17 protein-coding genes are annotated in these 18,138 nt (G+C 64.5%); 8 read left to right on the plus strand and 9 right to left on the minus strand.

Translation table 11 applies throughout. The annotated features are described in order from the left end of the window. The 7 genes from AC0IXR_RS00285 to AC0IXR_RS00315 all read right to left on the minus strand — a co-directional run bounded on the left by AC0IXR_RS00285 (position 1) and on the right by AC0IXR_RS00315 (position 4,314). A complete protein-coding gene (locus AC0IXR_RS00285; RefSeq protein ID WP_056454447.1) occupies positions 1–606 on the minus strand; it encodes a helix-turn-helix domain-containing protein in 606 nt (201 codons plus the stop codon). 341 nt (positions 607–947) lie between these two features. Further along, positions 948–1,259 (minus strand): hypothetical protein, encoded by a 312-nt coding sequence (locus tag AC0IXR_RS00290; RefSeq protein ID WP_244478166.1) that lies wholly within the window; start codon positions 1,257–1,259, stop codon positions 948–950. After that, positions 1,222–1,914: a hypothetical protein gene (locus AC0IXR_RS00295; protein WP_056454441.1), complete on the minus strand. Its 693-nt coding sequence runs from the start codon at positions 1,912–1,914 to the stop codon at positions 1,222–1,224. Before AC0IXR_RS00295 ends, AC0IXR_RS00290 begins: the two co-directional genes overlap by 38 nt. A gap of 7 nt (positions 1,915–1,921) precedes the next feature. Continuing rightward, the gene (locus AC0IXR_RS00300; RefSeq protein ID WP_082490412.1) at positions 1,922–3,379 is read right to left on the minus strand and encodes an APC family permease; all 1,458 of its coding nucleotides are present in this window, start codon (positions 3,377–3,379) and stop codon (positions 1,922–1,924) included. Next, on the minus strand, positions 3,379–3,549 hold the full coding sequence (locus AC0IXR_RS00305; RefSeq protein WP_200919106.1) for a hypothetical protein: 171 nt from the start codon (positions 3,547–3,549) through the stop codon (positions 3,379–3,381). The genes AC0IXR_RS00300 and AC0IXR_RS00305 overlap by 1 nt, the downstream gene beginning before the upstream one ends. Before the next feature lie 55 nt (positions 3,550–3,604). After that, on the minus strand, positions 3,605–4,015 hold the full coding sequence (locus tag AC0IXR_RS00310; RefSeq protein WP_311276537.1) for a hypothetical protein: 411 nt from the start codon (positions 4,013–4,015) through the stop codon (positions 3,605–3,607). After that, positions 4,012–4,314 carry a hypothetical protein gene (locus AC0IXR_RS00315; RefSeq protein ID WP_244478164.1) on the minus strand — a complete coding sequence of 101 codons (303 nt, stop codon included), beginning with the start codon at positions 4,312–4,314 and terminating at the stop codon, positions 4,012–4,014. Before AC0IXR_RS00315 ends, AC0IXR_RS00310 begins: the two co-directional genes overlap by 4 nt. Before the next feature lie 639 nt (positions 4,315–4,953). On the opposite strand from AC0IXR_RS00315, the gene AC0IXR_RS00320 reads away from it, so the two are divergent. The 5 genes from AC0IXR_RS00320 (at position 4,954) to AC0IXR_RS00340 (ending at position 12,269) form a co-directional block, all read left to right on the plus strand. Next, on the plus strand, positions 4,954–5,847 hold the full coding sequence (locus AC0IXR_RS00320) for a class II glutamine amidotransferase (RefSeq protein ID WP_471759358.1): 894 nt from the start codon (positions 4,954–4,956) through the stop codon (positions 5,845–5,847). Next, positions 5,847–6,536, plus strand: coding sequence for a GltB/FmdC/FwdC-like GXGXG domain-containing protein (locus AC0IXR_RS00325; protein ID WP_056428416.1), 690 nt, complete (start codon positions 5,847–5,849; stop codon positions 6,534–6,536). The genes AC0IXR_RS00320 and AC0IXR_RS00325 overlap by 1 nt, the downstream gene beginning before the upstream one ends. Continuing rightward, complete coding sequence (locus AC0IXR_RS00330; protein ID WP_056428413.1) at positions 6,536–7,897, plus strand: FMN-binding glutamate synthase family protein; 1,362 nt, start codon at positions 6,536–6,538, stop codon at positions 7,895–7,897. Before AC0IXR_RS00325 ends, AC0IXR_RS00330 begins: the two co-directional genes overlap by 1 nt. Positions 7,898–7,980: 83 nt before the next feature. Further along, positions 7,981–9,279: a type III glutamate--ammonia ligase gene (gene glnT / locus AC0IXR_RS00335; RefSeq protein WP_056428409.1), complete on the plus strand. Its 1,299-nt coding sequence runs from the start codon at positions 7,981–7,983 to the stop codon at positions 9,277–9,279. Between the two features lie 236 nt (positions 9,280–9,515). Beyond that, on the plus strand, positions 9,516–12,269 hold the full coding sequence (locus tag AC0IXR_RS00340) for a PAS domain-containing protein (protein WP_471759359.1): 2,754 nt from the start codon (positions 9,516–9,518) through the stop codon (positions 12,267–12,269). Between the two features lie 27 nt (positions 12,270–12,296). Here the strand turns inward: AC0IXR_RS00340 and AC0IXR_RS00345 are convergent, their stop codons facing one another. Beyond that, on the minus strand, positions 12,297–12,770 hold the full coding sequence (locus AC0IXR_RS00345; RefSeq protein WP_471759360.1) for a response regulator: 474 nt from the start codon (positions 12,768–12,770) through the stop codon (positions 12,297–12,299). Beyond that, positions 12,767–13,876, minus strand: a complete 1,110-nt coding sequence (locus AC0IXR_RS00350; protein WP_461235026.1) for a sensor histidine kinase — start codon at positions 13,874–13,876, stop codon at positions 12,767–12,769. The genes AC0IXR_RS00345 and AC0IXR_RS00350 overlap by 4 nt, the downstream gene beginning before the upstream one ends. Positions 13,877–14,182: 306 nt before the next feature. Here AC0IXR_RS00350 and AC0IXR_RS00355 point away from each other — a divergent pair, with 306 nt between their 5' ends. The 3 genes from AC0IXR_RS00355 (at position 14,183) to AC0IXR_RS00365 (ending at position 18,118) form a co-directional block, all read left to right on the plus strand. Beyond that, positions 14,183–14,911 (plus strand): bestrophin-like domain, encoded by a 729-nt coding sequence (locus AC0IXR_RS00355; protein ID WP_471759361.1) that lies wholly within the window; start codon positions 14,183–14,185, stop codon positions 14,909–14,911. Positions 14,912–15,080: 169 nt separating this feature from the next. After that, the gene (locus AC0IXR_RS00360; RefSeq protein ID WP_471759362.1) at positions 15,081–16,571 is read left to right on the plus strand and encodes an alpha/beta hydrolase; all 1,491 of its coding nucleotides are present in this window, start codon (positions 15,081–15,083) and stop codon (positions 16,569–16,571) included. Continuing rightward, a complete protein-coding gene (locus tag AC0IXR_RS00365; RefSeq protein WP_082490410.1) occupies positions 16,568–18,118 on the plus strand; it encodes a GMC family oxidoreductase in 1,551 nt (516 codons plus the stop codon). The genes AC0IXR_RS00360 and AC0IXR_RS00365 overlap by 4 nt, the downstream gene beginning before the upstream one ends. The last annotated feature ends 20 nt before the right edge of the window (positions 18,119–18,138 follow it).

Raw genomic sequence — 18,138 nt, forward strand, 5'->3', positions numbered from 1 at the left:
TCAGCTGCGCGGGTAGATGATGACCGACAGGTAGGTCATCGGGGTCTTGATCAGTTTGGCCGGCCCATGCGAGGCCGCCGAATCGAACAGGAGCGAGTCCCCTGGCTGCAGCGTGTAATCGTGCTTGTCATGGCGATAGATGACTTCGCCGGTCAGCATGTAGATGAACTCGGTGCCGCCATGCCGAAACTCCGTATAGGACTCGGCATCGTTCTCCAGGGTGATGAGATAGGGCTCGACGACGATCTCGCCGCGCAGGCCCGCCCCGAGCAGTTCGTAGAGATGCCCGGCCTTCGTGCCGCGCCGTTCGATGACGACGCCCTGTCCGCGCTTGACGAAGGAGCAGTCGCGGCTCTCCTCGAAGGCCGAGAACAACACGGTGATGGGCACGTTCAACGCCTTCGCCACAGCGTTGATCGACGACAGCGACGGCGAAATCTGCCCGTTCTCCATTTTGGAGATCATGCCGGGTGATATCCCGGCCGCCGTGCCGAGATCGGCTACAGAGAGGTCGCGCTCGCGCCGGAACAGGCGGATCTGGTGGCCAAGTGCCCGCTCGAGTGTGCGCTTGTCGTCCACCGGTGCGTTAGAGGCGGTGTTCAGCATCCGGTTTCTGATCTCGCCCTCATCGCAACACGCATCGAGCACGACGCGGGGCTCAAGAGCCATCATGTCGGCACAAGATTCACGTCTAACACCGGAATACCGCATCGAACAGATTGCGCGATTGCCGGTGAGGCGATCCGACTCATGATTGTCGATGGCGGAATCTGTGCGGTTGGTTCCTTTGCCCGACACATCAGCCGATCAGGCGCGCCGAACCGCGAAACCCGTCCGTGTAAAAAAGATGGTGTGCGAGCGGACGCGTTGCTTCGGAGAAGACGTCCAGCCTGCCTCGAGTGAAGGCGGGCGCCCGTTTCCGGACGATCGCCCGCACAGGCCGTGGGTCAGGATGCCGAAGTGGTCGAGCATGACGTGGAACCATAGGATGTCACCGCACGCAGGCGCGCGATCCGGTAAGCGTCGGGGATCGAGAGGGCCCAGACGAACACGCCGGCGGCGTGACGACCGATGACATCCACATCCGGCGACGCGAATTTCGTGGTCAGCCACGCCCCCACCAGAGTAAAGAACGCGAATCCCAAGCCGCGTTGTGCCTTTCCGAGCAGCACATGGCCCATGCCCGGCAGCAGGATGGCGGCCGCGAGGACCAGATAGGGGTTAGGCTGCGGCGCGCGCATGGGCTTCTTCGGATCCATGGACTGCATCTTCTCCGGTAAGGCTCCGGACGAGGCCGGTTGCTTGGGCGAGCAGAGGCCGCAACTGCTCCGGACCGATCTGCGTCATGGGGAAACGGTTCTCGCGCAGGAGCAGGTAGGCACCGCGTTCGCCCTGGCAGAGCTGGCTGACGATCCGGATCCCCCGAGGCGTGAGCAGCACTTCCTTTACGCGTGGCTCGGCGAGAATGGTCGCGATTGTGCCGGAGGCACGGGCAAGGAGGGGGGCGGCACCGAGCGATCCCCGCACCAGCGTCTCGCCCGGCCAGCCTTCCGGCACATTGTAGCGCGCCGGGAGATTGTCCGCCGGGGCATAGAATTCGGCACCCACCACGCGCCTGAGGATGTCGATCGTGCCGCGAACGCCTGTCGCATGATGCACCGAGACGCTGAGCCAGAGCTGCGGAAGGCGCCGGAAGGCAAGGGCTTCCGGGATGACCCTGATCTCGACCGGCATGCCCAGGAACCGGCCCGCGAGAGTTCCGAAGCCCGTCGGGTCGCGGCCATGGACCGGCTTCGCCAGAAGGTCTTCGCAGGGTCGGAGCATTCCGGCCCGTTCCGCCGAGGCCGTCCGGCCGCGCCGGTAGAGCGCGTAGCCGGCGGCACCCAGCATCGGGAGGACGAGGAGGTCGATCATTCCGGCCTCAATAGCCGCGCGGCTTTGGCCAGTGCATCGTGAACTGGTCGCCGCGCCTGACATACTTGTAGCGGTGCAGCACGAACCAGGCGGAGGCGATGATGTAGAAGGTCATCATCGCAACGAGCTGCGTCCCGTAGCCGAGAAACACCGCGACGTAGGTGACGCTGCACAGAAGCAGAAGCAGAAGGCACGGCAGCGGATGGAGCGGATGGACGTAGCCTCTCTGAATGGTGCCGAGAGGCCACTTCCGACGGAACAGGACGATGGAGAGCGCCATCAGCGTGTAGCCGAGCAGCCCGGACAGGATCGAGAAGGTGATGGTCTGGTCGAGCGGCGTCGAGACCGCGAACATGATCGCCACCGGCACGAAGAAGACGATCGACCGGTAGGGTGTGTGGTAGGCGGGGTGCACCGCACCGAACCAGGCCGGCATGTAACGGTCGCGCCCCATGGCGAACCAGGCCCGCGAGGCGTCGTTGATGCAGCCATTGGCCGAGGCGACGGTGGCGAACAGGGTGCCGAAGAACAGAAACACTTCGAGCCAGCGATTCCCCGTGAGACGCCCGGCATCGTAGAGCGGCGTCACGGCCTGGCCGAGATATTCCCAGGGCATCAGCCCAGAGCAGACGTACCAGGTGGCCGTCGCGGCGATCAGGAGGGTCATCATCCCCGTCATGGTGCCCAGCGGCAGGGCACGGGCGGGCGAGCGCACCTCCTCCGCGGCCTGCGTCGTTCCCTCAATGCCGAGGTAGAACCACAGGCCGAAATGCATGGCGGCGAGGATGCCGAGATTCCCGTAGGGCAGGCCGACCAAGAGGGCATCGTGCTGCAGCACTGCGCCCGGCGCCCAGGGTTGGGTCGCCACGAAGAGCACCACGATGGCGAGGAAGGCAGCGGCCGTGATCAGCAGGTTCATCGTCAACGATGCGAGCACGCCGCGATAGTTCAGGAAGGCGAGGGCCACGATGGTGAGCACCATGAACGCGCGCTTGTCGACGGTGCCCGCGACGCCGAGATTGGCCATGAACGCTTCGATCAGATCCCCGGTCACGATGGCGTTCGAGACCTCGAGCATCGTGTAGGCCATCACAAGGTAGAGGCCGACATTGAAGGCCGCGAGCGGCCCGATGATGTGCTTGGCCTGCGCGTACTGGCCGCCCGCGGCGGCCACCGTGGAGGTAATCTCGGAATCGATCATGGCCACGCAGGTGTAGAGTATCCCGGCGAGCCAGCAGGCGGTCAGCGCCGCGACCGGCCCCCCCTTCCCGACGGCGAAGTTCCAACCCATGAACTCGCCCACCAGCACGATCCCGACGCCGAGCGCCCAAACATGGCCGGGCCCGAGCACGCGCAAGAGCGCGATCTTCCTGGCGGGCACAGCGGCCGATACTGACGACACGTCTGGCAGCGAGACTTTCGGGGGCTGGAATCCAGGCGGAGTGGCGATCTGAACATCCTGCATCACGACCTCGCTGCCTGTTCGCCGACATCGGCATCAACGATCTCGCCCTCCTCGGACGAGAGGAGGTAGTCCTCTCCGAAGGCTCGGTTGGTGCGCACCAGATCGACGGCCATCCAGAGCGCAAGGGCTCCGGCGATCGCCCAGGCACTCCAGTTCATGATCTCGACCATGACGGATATCCTCGTAGGAAATGAACGGGCTGACTGTGACCGCGGCCAATGAGGCTCAGCGAGGCTCTACTGTCTTACTCGGGTCATCGTCGCCGAAGCGCTCGGCGATGACTTCGCGGTACTCATGGTCAGAGTAGCGGAACATGAAGACGAAGTAGGCCACGATGATCAGCGCCGTGAATGCCAGGGCCGTCCAGTTGAAGTTATAGTCGAATCGGGTCCCGATGATCGTCGCGGCCTTCTCTGGCGCGATGCCCAGCTTCTCCCACTGAGCCGCCATAACCGCGTTCTGTCCCAGTGATTCCCAGGATGGATTCGGATATTCCGTCGTGGTCGTGCCGCCGCCGGCCAGTTTGAGCCAAAGCGGCAGGTAGAGTGTGATGAACACAAGGATGAGCATCAGGATCGCATCGAAAATCTGCCCGATGATCGGCTGACTCGGCGGCTCGTAGGGAACCTTTTTCATTCGGTTGCTCCTTTGTGCTGCCGCGCTTTGCGGATCTGGTCAAGATAATAGATGTCGGTGCCGTAGATTGCGGACTTGTCTTCACTGTAGTGACGGATCATCGCGAAGGTGGATGCTGTGTTAAGGAAGAGCACGATGGCGCCAAGGATCGCCATCGGAATGAGCAGGTTGGTGCTCTCGAAAGCTTTCCACATGCTCCAGAACGTGAAGGCATAGATCAGCCAGACCGCGACCACGGCGAACGCGGCGGCTGCGCTGTCGCGTCTGAACATGGATGAGATGCGGGGATCCTGATTCACGGCATGTCCTCCTTCATAAATTTTCTTTTTGAGAACCCAGGGTTCCTTTCTGGAAAGATCCTGCCGAGAATAGGCCCTTGTCAATGCCTAAATTGGTGGCGCAGTGCACGCGTATTGAACTTTCTTGCCTGTCCCTTGAGAGAGTCAACTGTTTCTCAGCCGTCGCTTGATGGTGGAGAGGGGTGGGCGGTGACCTCGTCACTCGCTCGTGAGCCATCACTTTCTCTTATGATGAAGGGACACATTCTCCGTTCGTCAGGACTTGACGGCCTCACGCTTTTCGCGAAACCCTATTTCTTGAAGGGAATTTTTCGTCGTTCCGGCGAGCGGGTGTTCTCGTCGCTACAGGTTGCGTCGAACCTATTTGACGAGGATAGGCGTATCGTAACGACGCCTTGTTCTCAGCGATACAGTTCTTCAGAGCGGTAAACTTGCAGGGCGCTGTGCTGGCCAGGCGAATCTCGCTGCGAGCATTTGTCATTTTCGCAACGTGCCTCACAGAAAGGCGCCTCTGTTCGGGCGGCAGATGATCGGTCACCCCAATATTTCCCAGGAAGAATTTTTTGTGACCGATAGTTGACGGGTCGGTTGGAATGTGAGAGCAACAATGAACATGCTCGGTGGAAGCGGGAAAGTGCGATGTGCGGTATAGTCGGGTTGTACTTGAAGAACTCAAAGCTTGAGCCGCAGCTTGGCTCGCTTCTGTCCAAGATGCTCGCGACCATGACGGATCGCGGTCCCGATAGTGCTGGCTTCGCCGTTTACGGATCGGACAGTGACGGCGTGAAGCTCACCCTTCGTGGTGCGGATCAGGCAGCGCTGCGAAAGGCGATCTCCGGTCTGGAAGAGGCTCTCACATTCACCTTCGACAAGATTGAACGCGACACTCATACCGTCATTTCCGTGCCCGCCGAGCGCGAGGGGCGGATCCGCGCGTGGCTCAAGAAGGAGACGCCCGGCATCGACGTGGTCAGCGCCGGCCGGCGCATGGAGATCTACAAGGAGGTCGGGCTACCGGCCTCCGTGGCCGAGCGGTTCGATCTCGCCGGCATGACCGGCACCCATGGGATCGGTCATACGCGCATGGCCACGGAGAGCGCGGTCACCACCAATGGCGCGCACCCGTTCTCTACCGGCATCGACGAATGCCTGGTCCATAACGGCTCGCTGTCGAACCACAACGACATGCGCCGCCGCCTCGAGCGCGAGGGCCTCACCTTCGCTACCAAGAACGACACCGAGGTCGCCGCCGGCTACCTGAGCTGGCGCATGCGCGAGGGGGCGTCCCTCCAGCAGGCCCTGGAATCGAGCCTGTCGGATCTCGACGGTTTCTTCACTTTCGTGGTCGGGACCGAGACGGGCTTCGCCGTCGTGCGCGATCCGATCGCCTGCAAGCCTGCGGTGATGGCCGAGACCGACGATTACGTGGCGTTCGGCTCCGAATACCGGGCCCTCGTGGGTCTGCCCGGCATCGCCTCCGCCCGCGTCTTCGAACCCGAACCCGCCAAGGTCTACGCCTGGGAGCGTCACTGATGTCGTCCTACGATCTCAATCAGGCGCCTCTGCGCGACCTCAACCGGGCGCTGCATGCCCTACGTCCCGACACCAACGAGACCCATTGGACCATCACCGGCCCGGACGGCCGCCACGCCATAGCGGTGGGCCTCGATGCGCCGATCTCCGTCGAGATCGAGGGGAATGTCGGCTATTACTGCGCCGGCATGAATAAGCTCGCCAGCGTCGTGATCAACGGCAATGCGGGCGTGGGTGTCGCCGAGAACATGATGTCGGGCTTCGTCCATGTGCGCGGCGACGCCAGCCAATCGGCCGGCGCCACGGCTCATGGTGGCCTGCTGGTGATCGACGGCAATGCGGGCGCGCGCTGCGGCATCTCGATGAAGGGCGTCGATATCGTCGTAAAGGGCTCGATCGGCCACATGTCGGCCTTCATGGCGCAGGCCGGAACCCTGACCGTTCTGGGCGATGCCGGCGAGGCTTTGGGCGATTCCCTCTACGAAGCGCGGCTCTACGTGCGCGGCTCGGTCAAGAGTCTCGGCGCCGATTGCATCGAGAAAGAGATGCGCGACGAGCACCGCGAACAGCTTTACGCCAAGCTCAAGGCCGCCGGACTGGCGGGCGAGGTGAGCCCGTCGGAATTCCGGCGCTACGGCTCCGCGCGCCGCCTCTATCATTTCAACGTCGACAACGCCGGAGCCTACTGATGGCCGAGACTCCCAAGGACCCGACCCTCAAGGATGCGCGCCCCTTGCCGCGCACCAAGCCCCGCTTTTCAGCGACCTACACGCCTGACGTGATGTCCGAGATCCGCCGCGCCGCCGCCACCGGCATCTATGACATCCGGGGGGCCGGGGCGAAGCGCAAGCTGCCGCATTTCGATGACCTCCTGTTCCTCGGCGCCTCCATCAGTCGCTACCCATTGGAGGGGTACCGCGAACGCTGTGGCACCGAGGTGGTGCTGGGCGCGCGTTTCGCTTCGAAGCCGATCCACCTCAAGACACCGATTACCATCGCTGGAATGAGCTTCGGCTCGCTCTCCGCCCAGGCCAAGGAAGCCCTCGGGCGCGGAGCCACGCTCGCCGGCACCTCGACCACCACCGGCGACGGCGGCATGACGCAGGAGGAGCGCGGGCATTCTCAGACGTTGGTCTATCAGTACCTGCCCTCGCGCTACGGCATGAACCCGGACGACTTGCGGAAGGCGGACGCGATCGAGATCGTCATCGGCCAGGGCGCCAAGCCCGGCGGCGGCGGCATGCTACTCGGCCAGAAGATCACCGAGCGTGTCGCGGGCATGCGCTGCCTGCCCCCGGGCGTCGACCAGCGCTCGGCCTGCCGCCACCCGGACTGGACCGGGCCGGACGATCTCGAGATCAAGATCGAGGAACTGCGCGAGATCACCGATGGTGAGAAGCCGATCTACGTGAAGGTCGGCGCCTCGCGGCCCTATTACGACACTGCGCTCGCAGCCAAGTCCGGCGCCGACGTGGTTGTCCTCGACGGCATGCAGGGCGGGACAGCCGCGACGCAGGACGTGTTCATCGAGCATGTGGGCATTCCGATCCTGGCGGCGATCCGCCCCGCAGTGCAGGCGCTGCAGGATCTCGGTCTGCACCGGAAGGTGCAGCTCGTCGTCTCGGGCGGTGTGCGTTCGGGAGCCGATGTGGCCAAGGCTCTGGCTCTGGGCGCGGATGCCGTCGCCATCGGCACGGCGGCGCTCATCGCCCTCGGCGACAACGATCCACGCTGGGAGGCCGATTACCAGGCCCTCGGCACCACCGCCGGCGCTTATGACGACTGGCACGAGGGCAAGGATCCCGCCGGCATCACGACGCAGGATCCCGAACTGGCCAAGCGCCTCGATCCGGTTCTGGCTGGCCGGCGTCTCGCCAATTACCTCGCGGTGATGACGCTGGAAGCGCAGACCATCGCGCGTGCCTGCGGCAAGAGCCACCTGCACAACCTCGAACCCGAAGACCTCGTGGCGCTCACCATCGAGGCTGCCGCCATGGCGCAGGTTCCGATGGCCGGCACCAGCTGGATTCCAGGAAAGACCGGCTTCTGACCACGCAAGGCCGCCCCTGAAGGGCGGCCTTTTCTCCACCGCATGGCCGCGATCGGCCGCACGACGCAACGCAGGGTGACGCCATGACCCCGGATCTCGAAGCCGTCGCAAAAGAGCGTGGCATCAAGTATTTCCTCGTATCCTACACGGACCTGTTCGGAACCCAGCGCGCCAAGCTCGTCCCGGCCGCCGCCATCGCCAGCACCTGTCGGAACGGCGCGGGGTTCGCAGGCTTCGCCACATGGCTCGACATGAGCCCGGCCGATGCCGACCTCCTGGCCGTCCCCGATGCGGCGGGCCTGATCCAGTTACCCTGGAAGCCTGAGGTCGGCTGGTTGCCCGCCGATCTCGTCATGGGCGGCAAGCCCGTGGAGCAGGGGCCGCGCAACATCCTCAAGCGTCTCATCAAGGACGCGGCGCGGGACGGCCTTCAGATGAAGACCGGCGTCGAGTGCGAGTTCTTCCTGATCACGCCCGACGGTTCCGAACCCGCCGATATGGCCGACCGGCAGATGAAGCCCTGTTACGACCAGTCGGCCCTCATGCGCCGCTACGACGTGATCACCGAGATCTGCGATGCGATGCTGACCCTCGGGTGGAAGCCGTACCAGAACGACCATGAGGACGCGAACGGCCAGTTCGAGATGAATTGGGACTACGACGACGCCCTCGTCACGGCCGACCGGCACGCTTTCTTCAAGTACATGACCCGCTCGATCGCCGAGAAGCACGGACTTCGGGCGACCTTCATGCCCAAGCCCTTCATGGACCTGACCGGCTCCGGCTGCCACGCCCACGTCTCACTGTGGAACGGGGAGCGCAACGTCTTCTCCGATCCGTCGGACGAGATCGGGATGTCGCGGGAGGGCTACCACTTCATCGGCGGCCTGATTCACTCGGCCGATGCGCTCGCTGCCATCACCAACCCTTGCGTCAATTCCTACAAGCGCATCAACGCCCCGCGCACCACATCCGGCGCGACCTGGGCCCCCAATACGGTGACCTATACGGGTAACAACCGCACCCACATGATCCGCATCCCCGATGGCGGGCGCTTCGAGTTCCGTCTCGCCGACGGCGCCGCGAACCCTTACCTGCTCCAGGCAGGTCTCCTCGCTGCCGGCCTCGATGGCCTGCGCAACCGGCGCGATCCGGGCAAGCGGCTCGACATCAACATGTACACGGACGGTCACATGGTCGAGGGCGTCAAGCGCCTGCCGCTCAACATGCTCGACGCCATGCGGGCGCTCGAACAGTCGGACGTCCTCGCTCAATCCCTCGGCAGCTTCGTGCCCAGCTACCTCAAGCTCAAGACCGAGGAATGGAACGCCTATTCGCGCCATCTGACGCAGTGGGAGCGCGACACCACGCTCGACTGCTGACGGAAGGCTCCCGGCCGGTTTCCGGGAGCCCATGAGTGCGAGGTGTCGTTTCGCTCCTCGACCCAACCGTCGTCCGAGAGCGGCCGTCCTGCGCCGCTTTCGACCTGGATCGCTCTTGATGATAAGCATGGTGAGGGACATATCGCAGCCGGTTGCCCGTCTTGGAATTTCGGCGCATGAACCGGCGGATCTCGGCTTTTCGGTCCGAATAAGACGAATGCGGGCAGGAAAGCTCTGTGGACCACGACGACAACAGTGCGGGCATCGAGGCCCACCGTCGTGCGGCCCTCGCACGCTATGGCATCCTCGATACCGAGGCCGAGGCTGATTTCGACGATATCGTGAAAGCGGCGTCGGCGGCCTGCAATGTGCCGATCTCGTTGATTTCCCTGCTCGATGGCGAACGGCAATGGTTCAAGGCCGAGACCGGTTTCGGCCAGAGGGAGACTCCGATCTCTTCCTCGATCTGCCGCTATGCCGTCAGTGAACAGGACGCGGTGTTCGAGATTTCCGACACGACCCGCGACGAGCGGACCGCCACGAACCCGCTTGTTACCGGCGATTCGCACGTTCGCTTCTATGCTGGCGTACCGCTGCAGACGGCGGACGGCGTGACCCTCGGAACGCTGTGCGTCCTCGACACCAAGCCGAACAGCCTCACCCCAGCGCAGATGCTCATCCTGCGCACGCTGGCCAAGCAGGTGATGGCCCTCCTCGATCTACGGCGGGCCCTACAGGACCGGCGCGAGAGCGACCGGCTCAACAAGGCGATCCTGGAGAGCGCTGTCGATTACGGCATCATCTCGATGGACCTGTCCGGCCAGGTCACGAGCTGGAACACCGGGGCGGAGCGCGTCCTCGGCTGGACCGAGGCGGAGATGTGCGGCGAGTACGCCCATGTCTTCTTCACAGTGGAGGACGTCGAGAACGGCTTGCCCGAGCAGGAGATGGGAGCGGCGCTGATGCATGGCCGGGCCAGCGACGAGCGCTGGCACAAGCGGAAGGATGGGTCCCTGTTCTGGGGGCTCGGCGAGATGATGCCGCTGAGGAACGAAGACGGGAATCCCGAGGGCTTCATCAAGATCCTGCGGGATCGCACGGAACAGCGTCTCGCGAGCCAGAAGCAGCACAACGACGCCGAGTTCATGCGCAGCGTCCTGGCCTCCTCGGCCGATTGCATCAAGGTCCTGGACCTCGACACGAGGCTCACCTTCATGAGCGAAGGCGGGATGCGCGTGATGGAAGTCAGCGACTTCAACGCGATCAAGAACTGTCCCTGGCCCGATTTCTGGCAAGATCAAGGTCACATCCAGGCTCGGGAGGCTGTCGCTGCCGCCAAGGCCGGGCGCACGGGCCATTTCCAGGGCCTCGCCAACACCATGGCGGGAAATCTCCGGTGGTGGGATGTGCAGGTTACGCCGATCCTCGACGCCGAAGGGCAGCCGGAGCGTTTGCTGTCGGTCTCGCGCGACATCACCGTCCAAAAGAATGCCGAGCAGCTGATCAGCGCCAGCGAGGCACGCTGGCGCGGCCTGTTTACCAGCATGCAGGAAGGCTTCTTTCTTGCCGAGCTTATCCGCGACGCGGCGGGACGGCCGCTGGATTACCGATTCCTGGAGATCAACCAGGCTTTTGCTCGGCAATCGGGCCTTCCCGATGACAGTGTCGGCCGGACCATCCGCGAACTCGTGCCCGATATCGAGCAATGGGTGATCGACCGCTATGCGACCGTCGTCGATACGGGCGAGCCAACCCTGTTCGAGATCACGGTCGCCGCTCTCGACCGCAGCTTCGAGGTTCGAGCTGGCCATGAGAGCGACCAGCGCTTCAGTTGTCTCTTTCTCGATGTCACCGAACGCGCACAGAACGAGACCCGCCGCCTCGCCATCGCGGAACTCGGTGACCGCCTTCGCCATTTGAGCGATCCTGTCACGATCTCCTTCACCGCGGCCGAGATCGTTGGCCGTACCCTCGGACTGTCCCATGCCGGCTACGGCGCGGTGGACCAGGATCGCGAGACCATCCTCATCGGCCGGGGCTGGTCCGCCCAGAATATTCCCCGTATCGACGGACTTCATCACTTCCGGGAATACGGCTCGTACATCGATGAGCTGAAGACCGGCGGGACAGTCCTGATTGAGGATGTCACCTCAGATCCGCGAACGGTGGCGGATGCAGCCTCGCTCATCTCCATTAGCATCCGATCGCTCTTGAACTTGCCCGTCATGGAGCACGGACGTTTCATGGCCTTGCTGTACGCGGCCAAGGACGTGCCCCATTCCTGGACGACCGAGGAAATCGGTTTCGTCCGCAACGTCGCCGACCGGACCCGCGCTGCGATCGCGCGGATCGAGGCGGAAGCGCAGCAGCGCGTGCTCAACCTCGAACTCAGCCATCGCATGAAGAACATGCTGGCGATGGTGCAATCCATCGCCACGCAGACCATGCGCAACGCCACCGACATCGCCACCGCGAAGGACGTGCTGGCGGGTCGTCTGATCGCTCTCGGCAAATCCCACGACCTGCTCCTCGGCGGCTCGCTCGGCGATACGCCCCTCAAGACGCTGATCGAGAGCACGCTGGAGCCTCACAAGGACAAGCCGGACCGGTTCGCCGTTCGTGGACCCGCGCTGAATGTCGGCGCCAAGGCCGCGATGTCGCTCGCTCTCATCCTCCACGAACTCGCGACGAACGCAGCCAAATACGGCGCGCTCTCCGCCGCGAAGGGTAGCATCACCATCCTCTGGGAGATCCGCCCGCATGAGAGCGACGGCAGCGACCGGGTGCTGCTGCGCTGGGTCGAAGCCGGCGGGCCTCCAGTGCAGCCGCCGACGCGGACGGGGTTCGGCACGCGGCTGATATCGCGCGGCTTGGCCGGCAATTTCGGCGGTGAGGTTTCCCTCGATTACCGCATGTCCGGCGTGGTCTGCACGCTCGAAGCTTCATTGAAGGGTTTGCAAGCCGTCGATACCCCGCCCGATTTCCACTAGGCGGCCGGCATCGCGCACCGACGCGCGCTAGGAGGTTGGAACCGGGGGGCAGTCTGCCCGGATCTGATTCCGGCCAGACCCATTGAAGTGGGGCGTGCAACTGCAACCGAACGATCCGGCTTCGGTCTTCCGCTGCGACGTCTCGCAGGTCAGGAGATGCTGCAACAGCGTCTCCAGGTCGTCCTTCTGGTAGGGCTTCTGCATCACCGGGACGGTGCGATAGGCGGGCTCGACACCGGCCGCCCCGTAGCCTGTGGCGAAGAGGAACGGGATGCAGCGCTCGAACAGCTTGTCGGCTACGGGATAACTGCGCGCGTCACCGAGATTTACGTCCAGGACAGCGAGATCGAATGTCTCCGCTTGCAGGTTCCTCAATGCCTGTTCGAGGCGCATGGCGATCACGACCTCGCAGCCGAGATCGAGCAGCATGTCCTCGGCGAGCATCGCCACCAGGCTTTCGTCTTCCACCAGCAGGACGCGGCGCCCCTCGAGCATGCTCATGAGCCCGGTCGCCCCGTCACGATCTCCTGCCCATGCCAGCCCAAGGCCGTCAGGGGGATATCGAGGCGACAGACAACTCCGGTTGGCGCGAAATCGATCGCGGCGTTGCCGTCGAACTCCAAGGGCAATTGTCGCTCGACAAGACGGGAACCGAAACCCCTGCGCGTCGGGGGAGCCACTTCCGGGCCACCCGTCTCCGTCCAGGTCAGGGAAAGGCGCTCGCGCGCCCCATCGGATTTCAGCGTCCAAACGACGGTGACCCTGCCCTCGGGCACGGAAAGAGCACCGAACTTGGCGGCGTTCGTCATCAGTTCGTGCAACGCCATGGCCAGCGTCACAGCTACCTTGGGATGAAGACGGGTATCCGGGCCGGTGATCTGGAACCGGTTCGCGTCGGCCTCCGCCACCGCGTGGGGCGCGATCGCCCGCTCGACGACGCCGATGAGGCTGGCGCTCTCCCAGTTGGATTCGGTCAGGACGTTGTGAGCGTTCGACAAGGCCGTGACACGAGCGTCGAATACGGCGCGGGCCGGCTGGTCGGAAATGGCGCGGAAGGTCTGCGCCGCGATGGACTGGACGGTGGCCAGCGTGTTCTTCACCCGGTGGTTCAGTTCGTTAGTCAGCAGCCGCTGCCGCTCGGCTGCCGCCTTCTCCTCGGTGATGTCGCGGACCTCGATGATCGTGCCGATAATTTTGGCGGCGTCGTCACGGATCGGGCTCGCGGTGAACCCGACTGGGTAGAAATGACCGTCCTTGTGGACGAACACCTCTTCGCCGCGCTCCTGGTTGTTCTCCGGGAAGGCACGGTCGATGGCGCATTCCTCCAGCGGGAACGGGCGGCCGTCGGGATAGGTGTGGTGGACGATGTCGTGAAGCGGGCAATCGCGCGCGAGCACTTCCCCGACGGTGAAGCCGGTGAGCAGTTCGGCGGCGCGGTTCATGTAGACGCAGTGCTGCCTGTCATCCATCAGGAAGATGGCCACCGACGCATTGTTCAGCACAGCGTTCAGACGGCGCTCGGTCTCGTGCAGCTGCGAGCCGCGGCGCAACGTCGGCAGGGATGTCGATGCTTCGGCGGAGGACAGGAAGGGCGGCCGGGTCGGCACGGAGCGGGCTCTCTGCGAAGATGGGCAACACCCGATGGTGCGCCGCAAGATCTTAACGGGTTCGCCATGGTCCGGCGAGGGGTATCCGGCTATCCTCGAAATCCTTGAAATCCTTGAAAACCTCAAGGGACGACAGGCGAAAGTGCGAGGAGCGCGGGTTTGTTCCGCCCAACCGCATTCGGTTGCACAGTCGATGTGCGCATGGGCAGGTGAGCCCCCGTTTGAGCCACTGCCGAATCCGGAACTTGCCGGAATGTCACTTTGCCAGGGCGACGTCGTGCCGATGCGAGACCGCTGGCTCGGAGCATGATGGATTTCGTCAATTTCCTCTATGGCGCGCCGATCTGGCAGATGGCCTGCATCATCAGCTCCATCTCCGTGGGTGGCACGGTGTCGGCCGTCCTGATGGTCGACAGGGTTTGGAAGAAGGATCGTCGGCGGTCCCACAACGGTATCGCCGGCTTCTTCATCGCCGTCGTCGGTGTCATCTACGCGATCTTGATCTCTTCCCTGGCGATCACCGTCATGACGCGGAAGGACCGTGCCGAAACCCTCGTTTTCGAGGAGGCGGATAAAGTCGCGAGACTGGCGCGGGAGGTGACGACCCTTCCCGAACCGAACCGTGCTGCCATGCCTGCTCATCTGGCGACTGACGTTCAGGTGGTGATCGAGGAGGAGTGGCCCCAGATGAGACGGGCGGAGCGGCCCGTCGCAGCAACTCGGGTGCTCCACCGCCTATGGCTCGATGCTGCAGCGCTGCCGCTGAAGGATCTGGCGGACGTTCTCACGGTGAAGGACTTTCGCAAGCACATCGACGATCTCTACGATCTCCATCGCGGACGAAGCGATCTGGCCATCAATGGCGTCGACCGGATCGTCTGGGCCGTCGTGCTTCTCGGCTCGATCTCGATGATCGCTTTCGCCGTCCTGTTCGGCGTCGAAAATTTCACGGCTCATCTCTTGATGAGCTGCCTCCTGTCCTTCTCCATCGCTCTGGCCATGATGATGATCGTCGCCATCGACTGGCCGTATTAGGGCTACGATTCCATCTCGGAGGCCCCTTTCCTCGAACTGAGATCGGGATTGAGAGAGGGGTCGGCCCCCTGACGCTCACGATGCGGATCGGAGTGGACGGACGCCATGCCGCAAGCCCGGTGGGGGATTAAGCCCTTGATCGGGAGGGCACGCGCCCGAGTTCGGGCTGATGCCAAATCGTCCCGCTTCCAATACCACCGCCGCTGCCCCGGCCATCGCGGGCCTGGGTACCGGCGGCCCATCCACTTTGGTCTGCCTGCATTTCCTCGGCGGAAGCGCGCGGGAATGGGGGCCGGTCGCAGCCTGTCTCGATGGCGTCGTTCGTCTGGTCGCGCTCGACCTACCGGGGTTCGGAGATGCGGCTGACGTCCCGGGCTACACGGTGGATGCGATGGCGGATTATGTGGCCGCCCGCATTACGGCCGCCGATCCCGGAGAACGATGGTATCTCGCCGGACATAGCATGGGCGCCAAGGTGGCCCTGGCCCTCGCCCGGCGCGCCGAGGACGGGGCGCCGGATCTGGCGGGGCTCGCCGGGCTGGTTCTTCTCGGCGGTTCGCCACCGAGTCCCGAGCCGATGTCCGACGACAAGCGGCAGGAGATGTTGGACTGGATTTCCGCGGATGCGGAGACCCGCCGTCGCAAGGCAGGAGAGTTCATCGACCAGAATACCGGTGCGCGCCTCGACGAACCGCGTCGAACCCGGGCGATCGAGGATGTGCTGCGTGCTGCTCCCGCCGCCTGGACGGCATGGCTTCGCGACGGCTCCCGAGAGGATTGGAGCCGCCGGATCGGCATCCTGCGCATACCGGCCGTGGTCGTGGGCGGAACCGAGGATGCCGATCTCGGCGCTACAGCGCAGGAGGCAATGACGCTTCCTCACCTGGCATCCGGCCGGCTCGTTGCCCTCGACGGTGCAGGACATCTCCTGCCCCTGGAGCGACCGGAGGCGGTGGCCGAGCTGATTACAGATCTCGTTGCGGAGGGGGCGGCGCGACGGTCTACCTCACCGGAGGTGCCGCAGCCCTACCGCGCGCTGATCGATTCCGAGCGGGTGAATAGCCGTCTGAGGGCGGCGCTCCTCGCTCGCGCCGAGCCCGATGCTTCGGAGTACCGGTCCACATGGTTCGATCCGATGGAACTCGCCCTCCTTCGCGCCGTCCTCGACCGGGTGCTCCCGCAGGGCGATGCCGGCAGGATCGACATCGCTGCGCGGATCGAGGCCCGGCTCGCTGCTGGAACCGGGGATGGTTGGCGCTTCGCCAAGCTGCCGGAGGACGGCGAGGCTTACCGTGTCGCGCTGAGCATGCTCGATGCCGCCGCGAGATCCGTCCACGAGACGGGTTTCCTGTCCCTGGGCGGGGCCGATCAGGACGCCCTCCTGCACGCGGCCTCAGCCGGCGAGCGGCTCTCGCCCGAAGAACCGAGGCAGGGGTTCGACGCCGAAAGAATGAACCTGTGGTTCGAGGATCTGCGCAGTGACGCGGTACGGATATATCTGGCCCATCCCGCCAGCCTCGCGCGGATCGGCTTCGGCGGGATCGGTGCGGGTGGCGACGACACTGATCGTATGCCCGGCTTCGTGCGGGTGGGGATCGGAGAACAGGAACCATGGGAATCTGCCGCCCTGGGTAAGACCGGCGGGGAGATCGGTCTGTGAAGCTCGATGCGATGCGTCGCTACGCAACCGATGACATCGTCGATGTGGTCGTCATCGGCACGGGGGCGGGCGGCGCGCCCGTGCTCGCCCGTCTCGCAGCGGCAGGGCTCACCGTCGTCGCCCTGGAGGCGGGGCCGAATTTCGATCCTACGCAGTTCGCGTTCGACGAAACGCTCGCGGATGAGATCTACTGGACCGAGGAGCGCCTCAGCGGCGGTTCGACACCGGAGGCCTTCGGCGCCAACAACAGCGGGACCGGGGTTGGTGGCTCCACCCTGCATTGGGGGGCTTTCACGCCGCGCGCCGACGAGCGCGACCTGCGTCTTCACTCCGAGACCGGGATGGGCGTGGATTGGCCGCTCGATTACGACGACCTGCTACCATTCTATGAGCGCGTCGAGGCGTTTATCGGCGTGTCCGGCTCCTCCCAGTACCCCTGGGATCCCGGCCGGCGCTATCCTCTCTCACCGGTCCCGCGCAACGCGCCGGCGCAGGTGATGGGCCAAGCCTGCGACCGGCTCGGCATTCGGACCGCGGATTCGCCTGCCGCCGTCGTCTCGCGCGACTTCTCCCAGGAGGGCGGCGGTCTGCGCCGGGGCTGCATCAGTTGCGGCTACTGCCACCAGGGCTGTCGCACCGGCGCCAAGACCAGCATGGATGTGACCTACCTGCCGCATGCGGTCTCCAATGGCGCGGAAATCCGCCCCGATTGTCGCGTGCACGGGCTCGAGCGCGACCGTGAGGGCCGGATCACGTCGGTGATCTACCGGCATGGCGGCATCGATCATCGGCAGCGTTGCGCGGCGGTCTACCTCTGCGCCGGGGCCGTGGAGACGCCCCGGCTCCTCCTGCATCTCGGGCTCGCCAACGGCAGCGGTCAGGTCGGCCGCAACTATATGGGCCATGTGGCGACCCAGGTCTGGGGGACGTTCGAGGCCGAGATGCGGATGAACCGCGGCTATCCCTCGTCGCTCATCAGCGAGGACATGGTCCGGCCCGATGATGCGGATTTCGCGGGCGGCTACCTGATGCAGAGTCTCGGCGTCCTGCCGGTCACCTGGGGCAACTCGGTGGCGCGGGGGCGCGGCCTGTGGGGGCGGGCGCTGACCGAACATCTCAATCGTTACAACCACATGGCGGGCATCGGGATCAACGGTGAGACCCTGCCCTGCGACGCCAACGTGCTGGTCCTCGCCGACGAGGTGGACGCGTTCGGGATGCGCAAGGCGCAGATCGATTTCGGCTATTCCTCCAACGAGGATCGGCTGAACGCCCATGCGACGCGGACCATGAAGGCGATCTGGGAAGCCGCCGGCGCCTCCGACATCTGGGTGCTGGAGCGCGTCGCGCACACGATCGGCACCTGCCGGATGGGCATGGATGGCGACAGCGCCGTGGTCGATCCCCATGGCCGGAGCTTCGAGATTCCGAACCTCTGGATCAGCGACGGATCGACCTTCCCGAGTTCGCTGGCCGCCAATCCGGCCCTGACCATCATGGCGCTGGCCCTCCGCTCGGCCGAGGCGTTCCTCGGGCATCCCTCCTGAGGATTCATCAGGAACGCCAC

It is taken from the genome of Methylobacterium sp. AC832 (assembly GCF_979256025.1).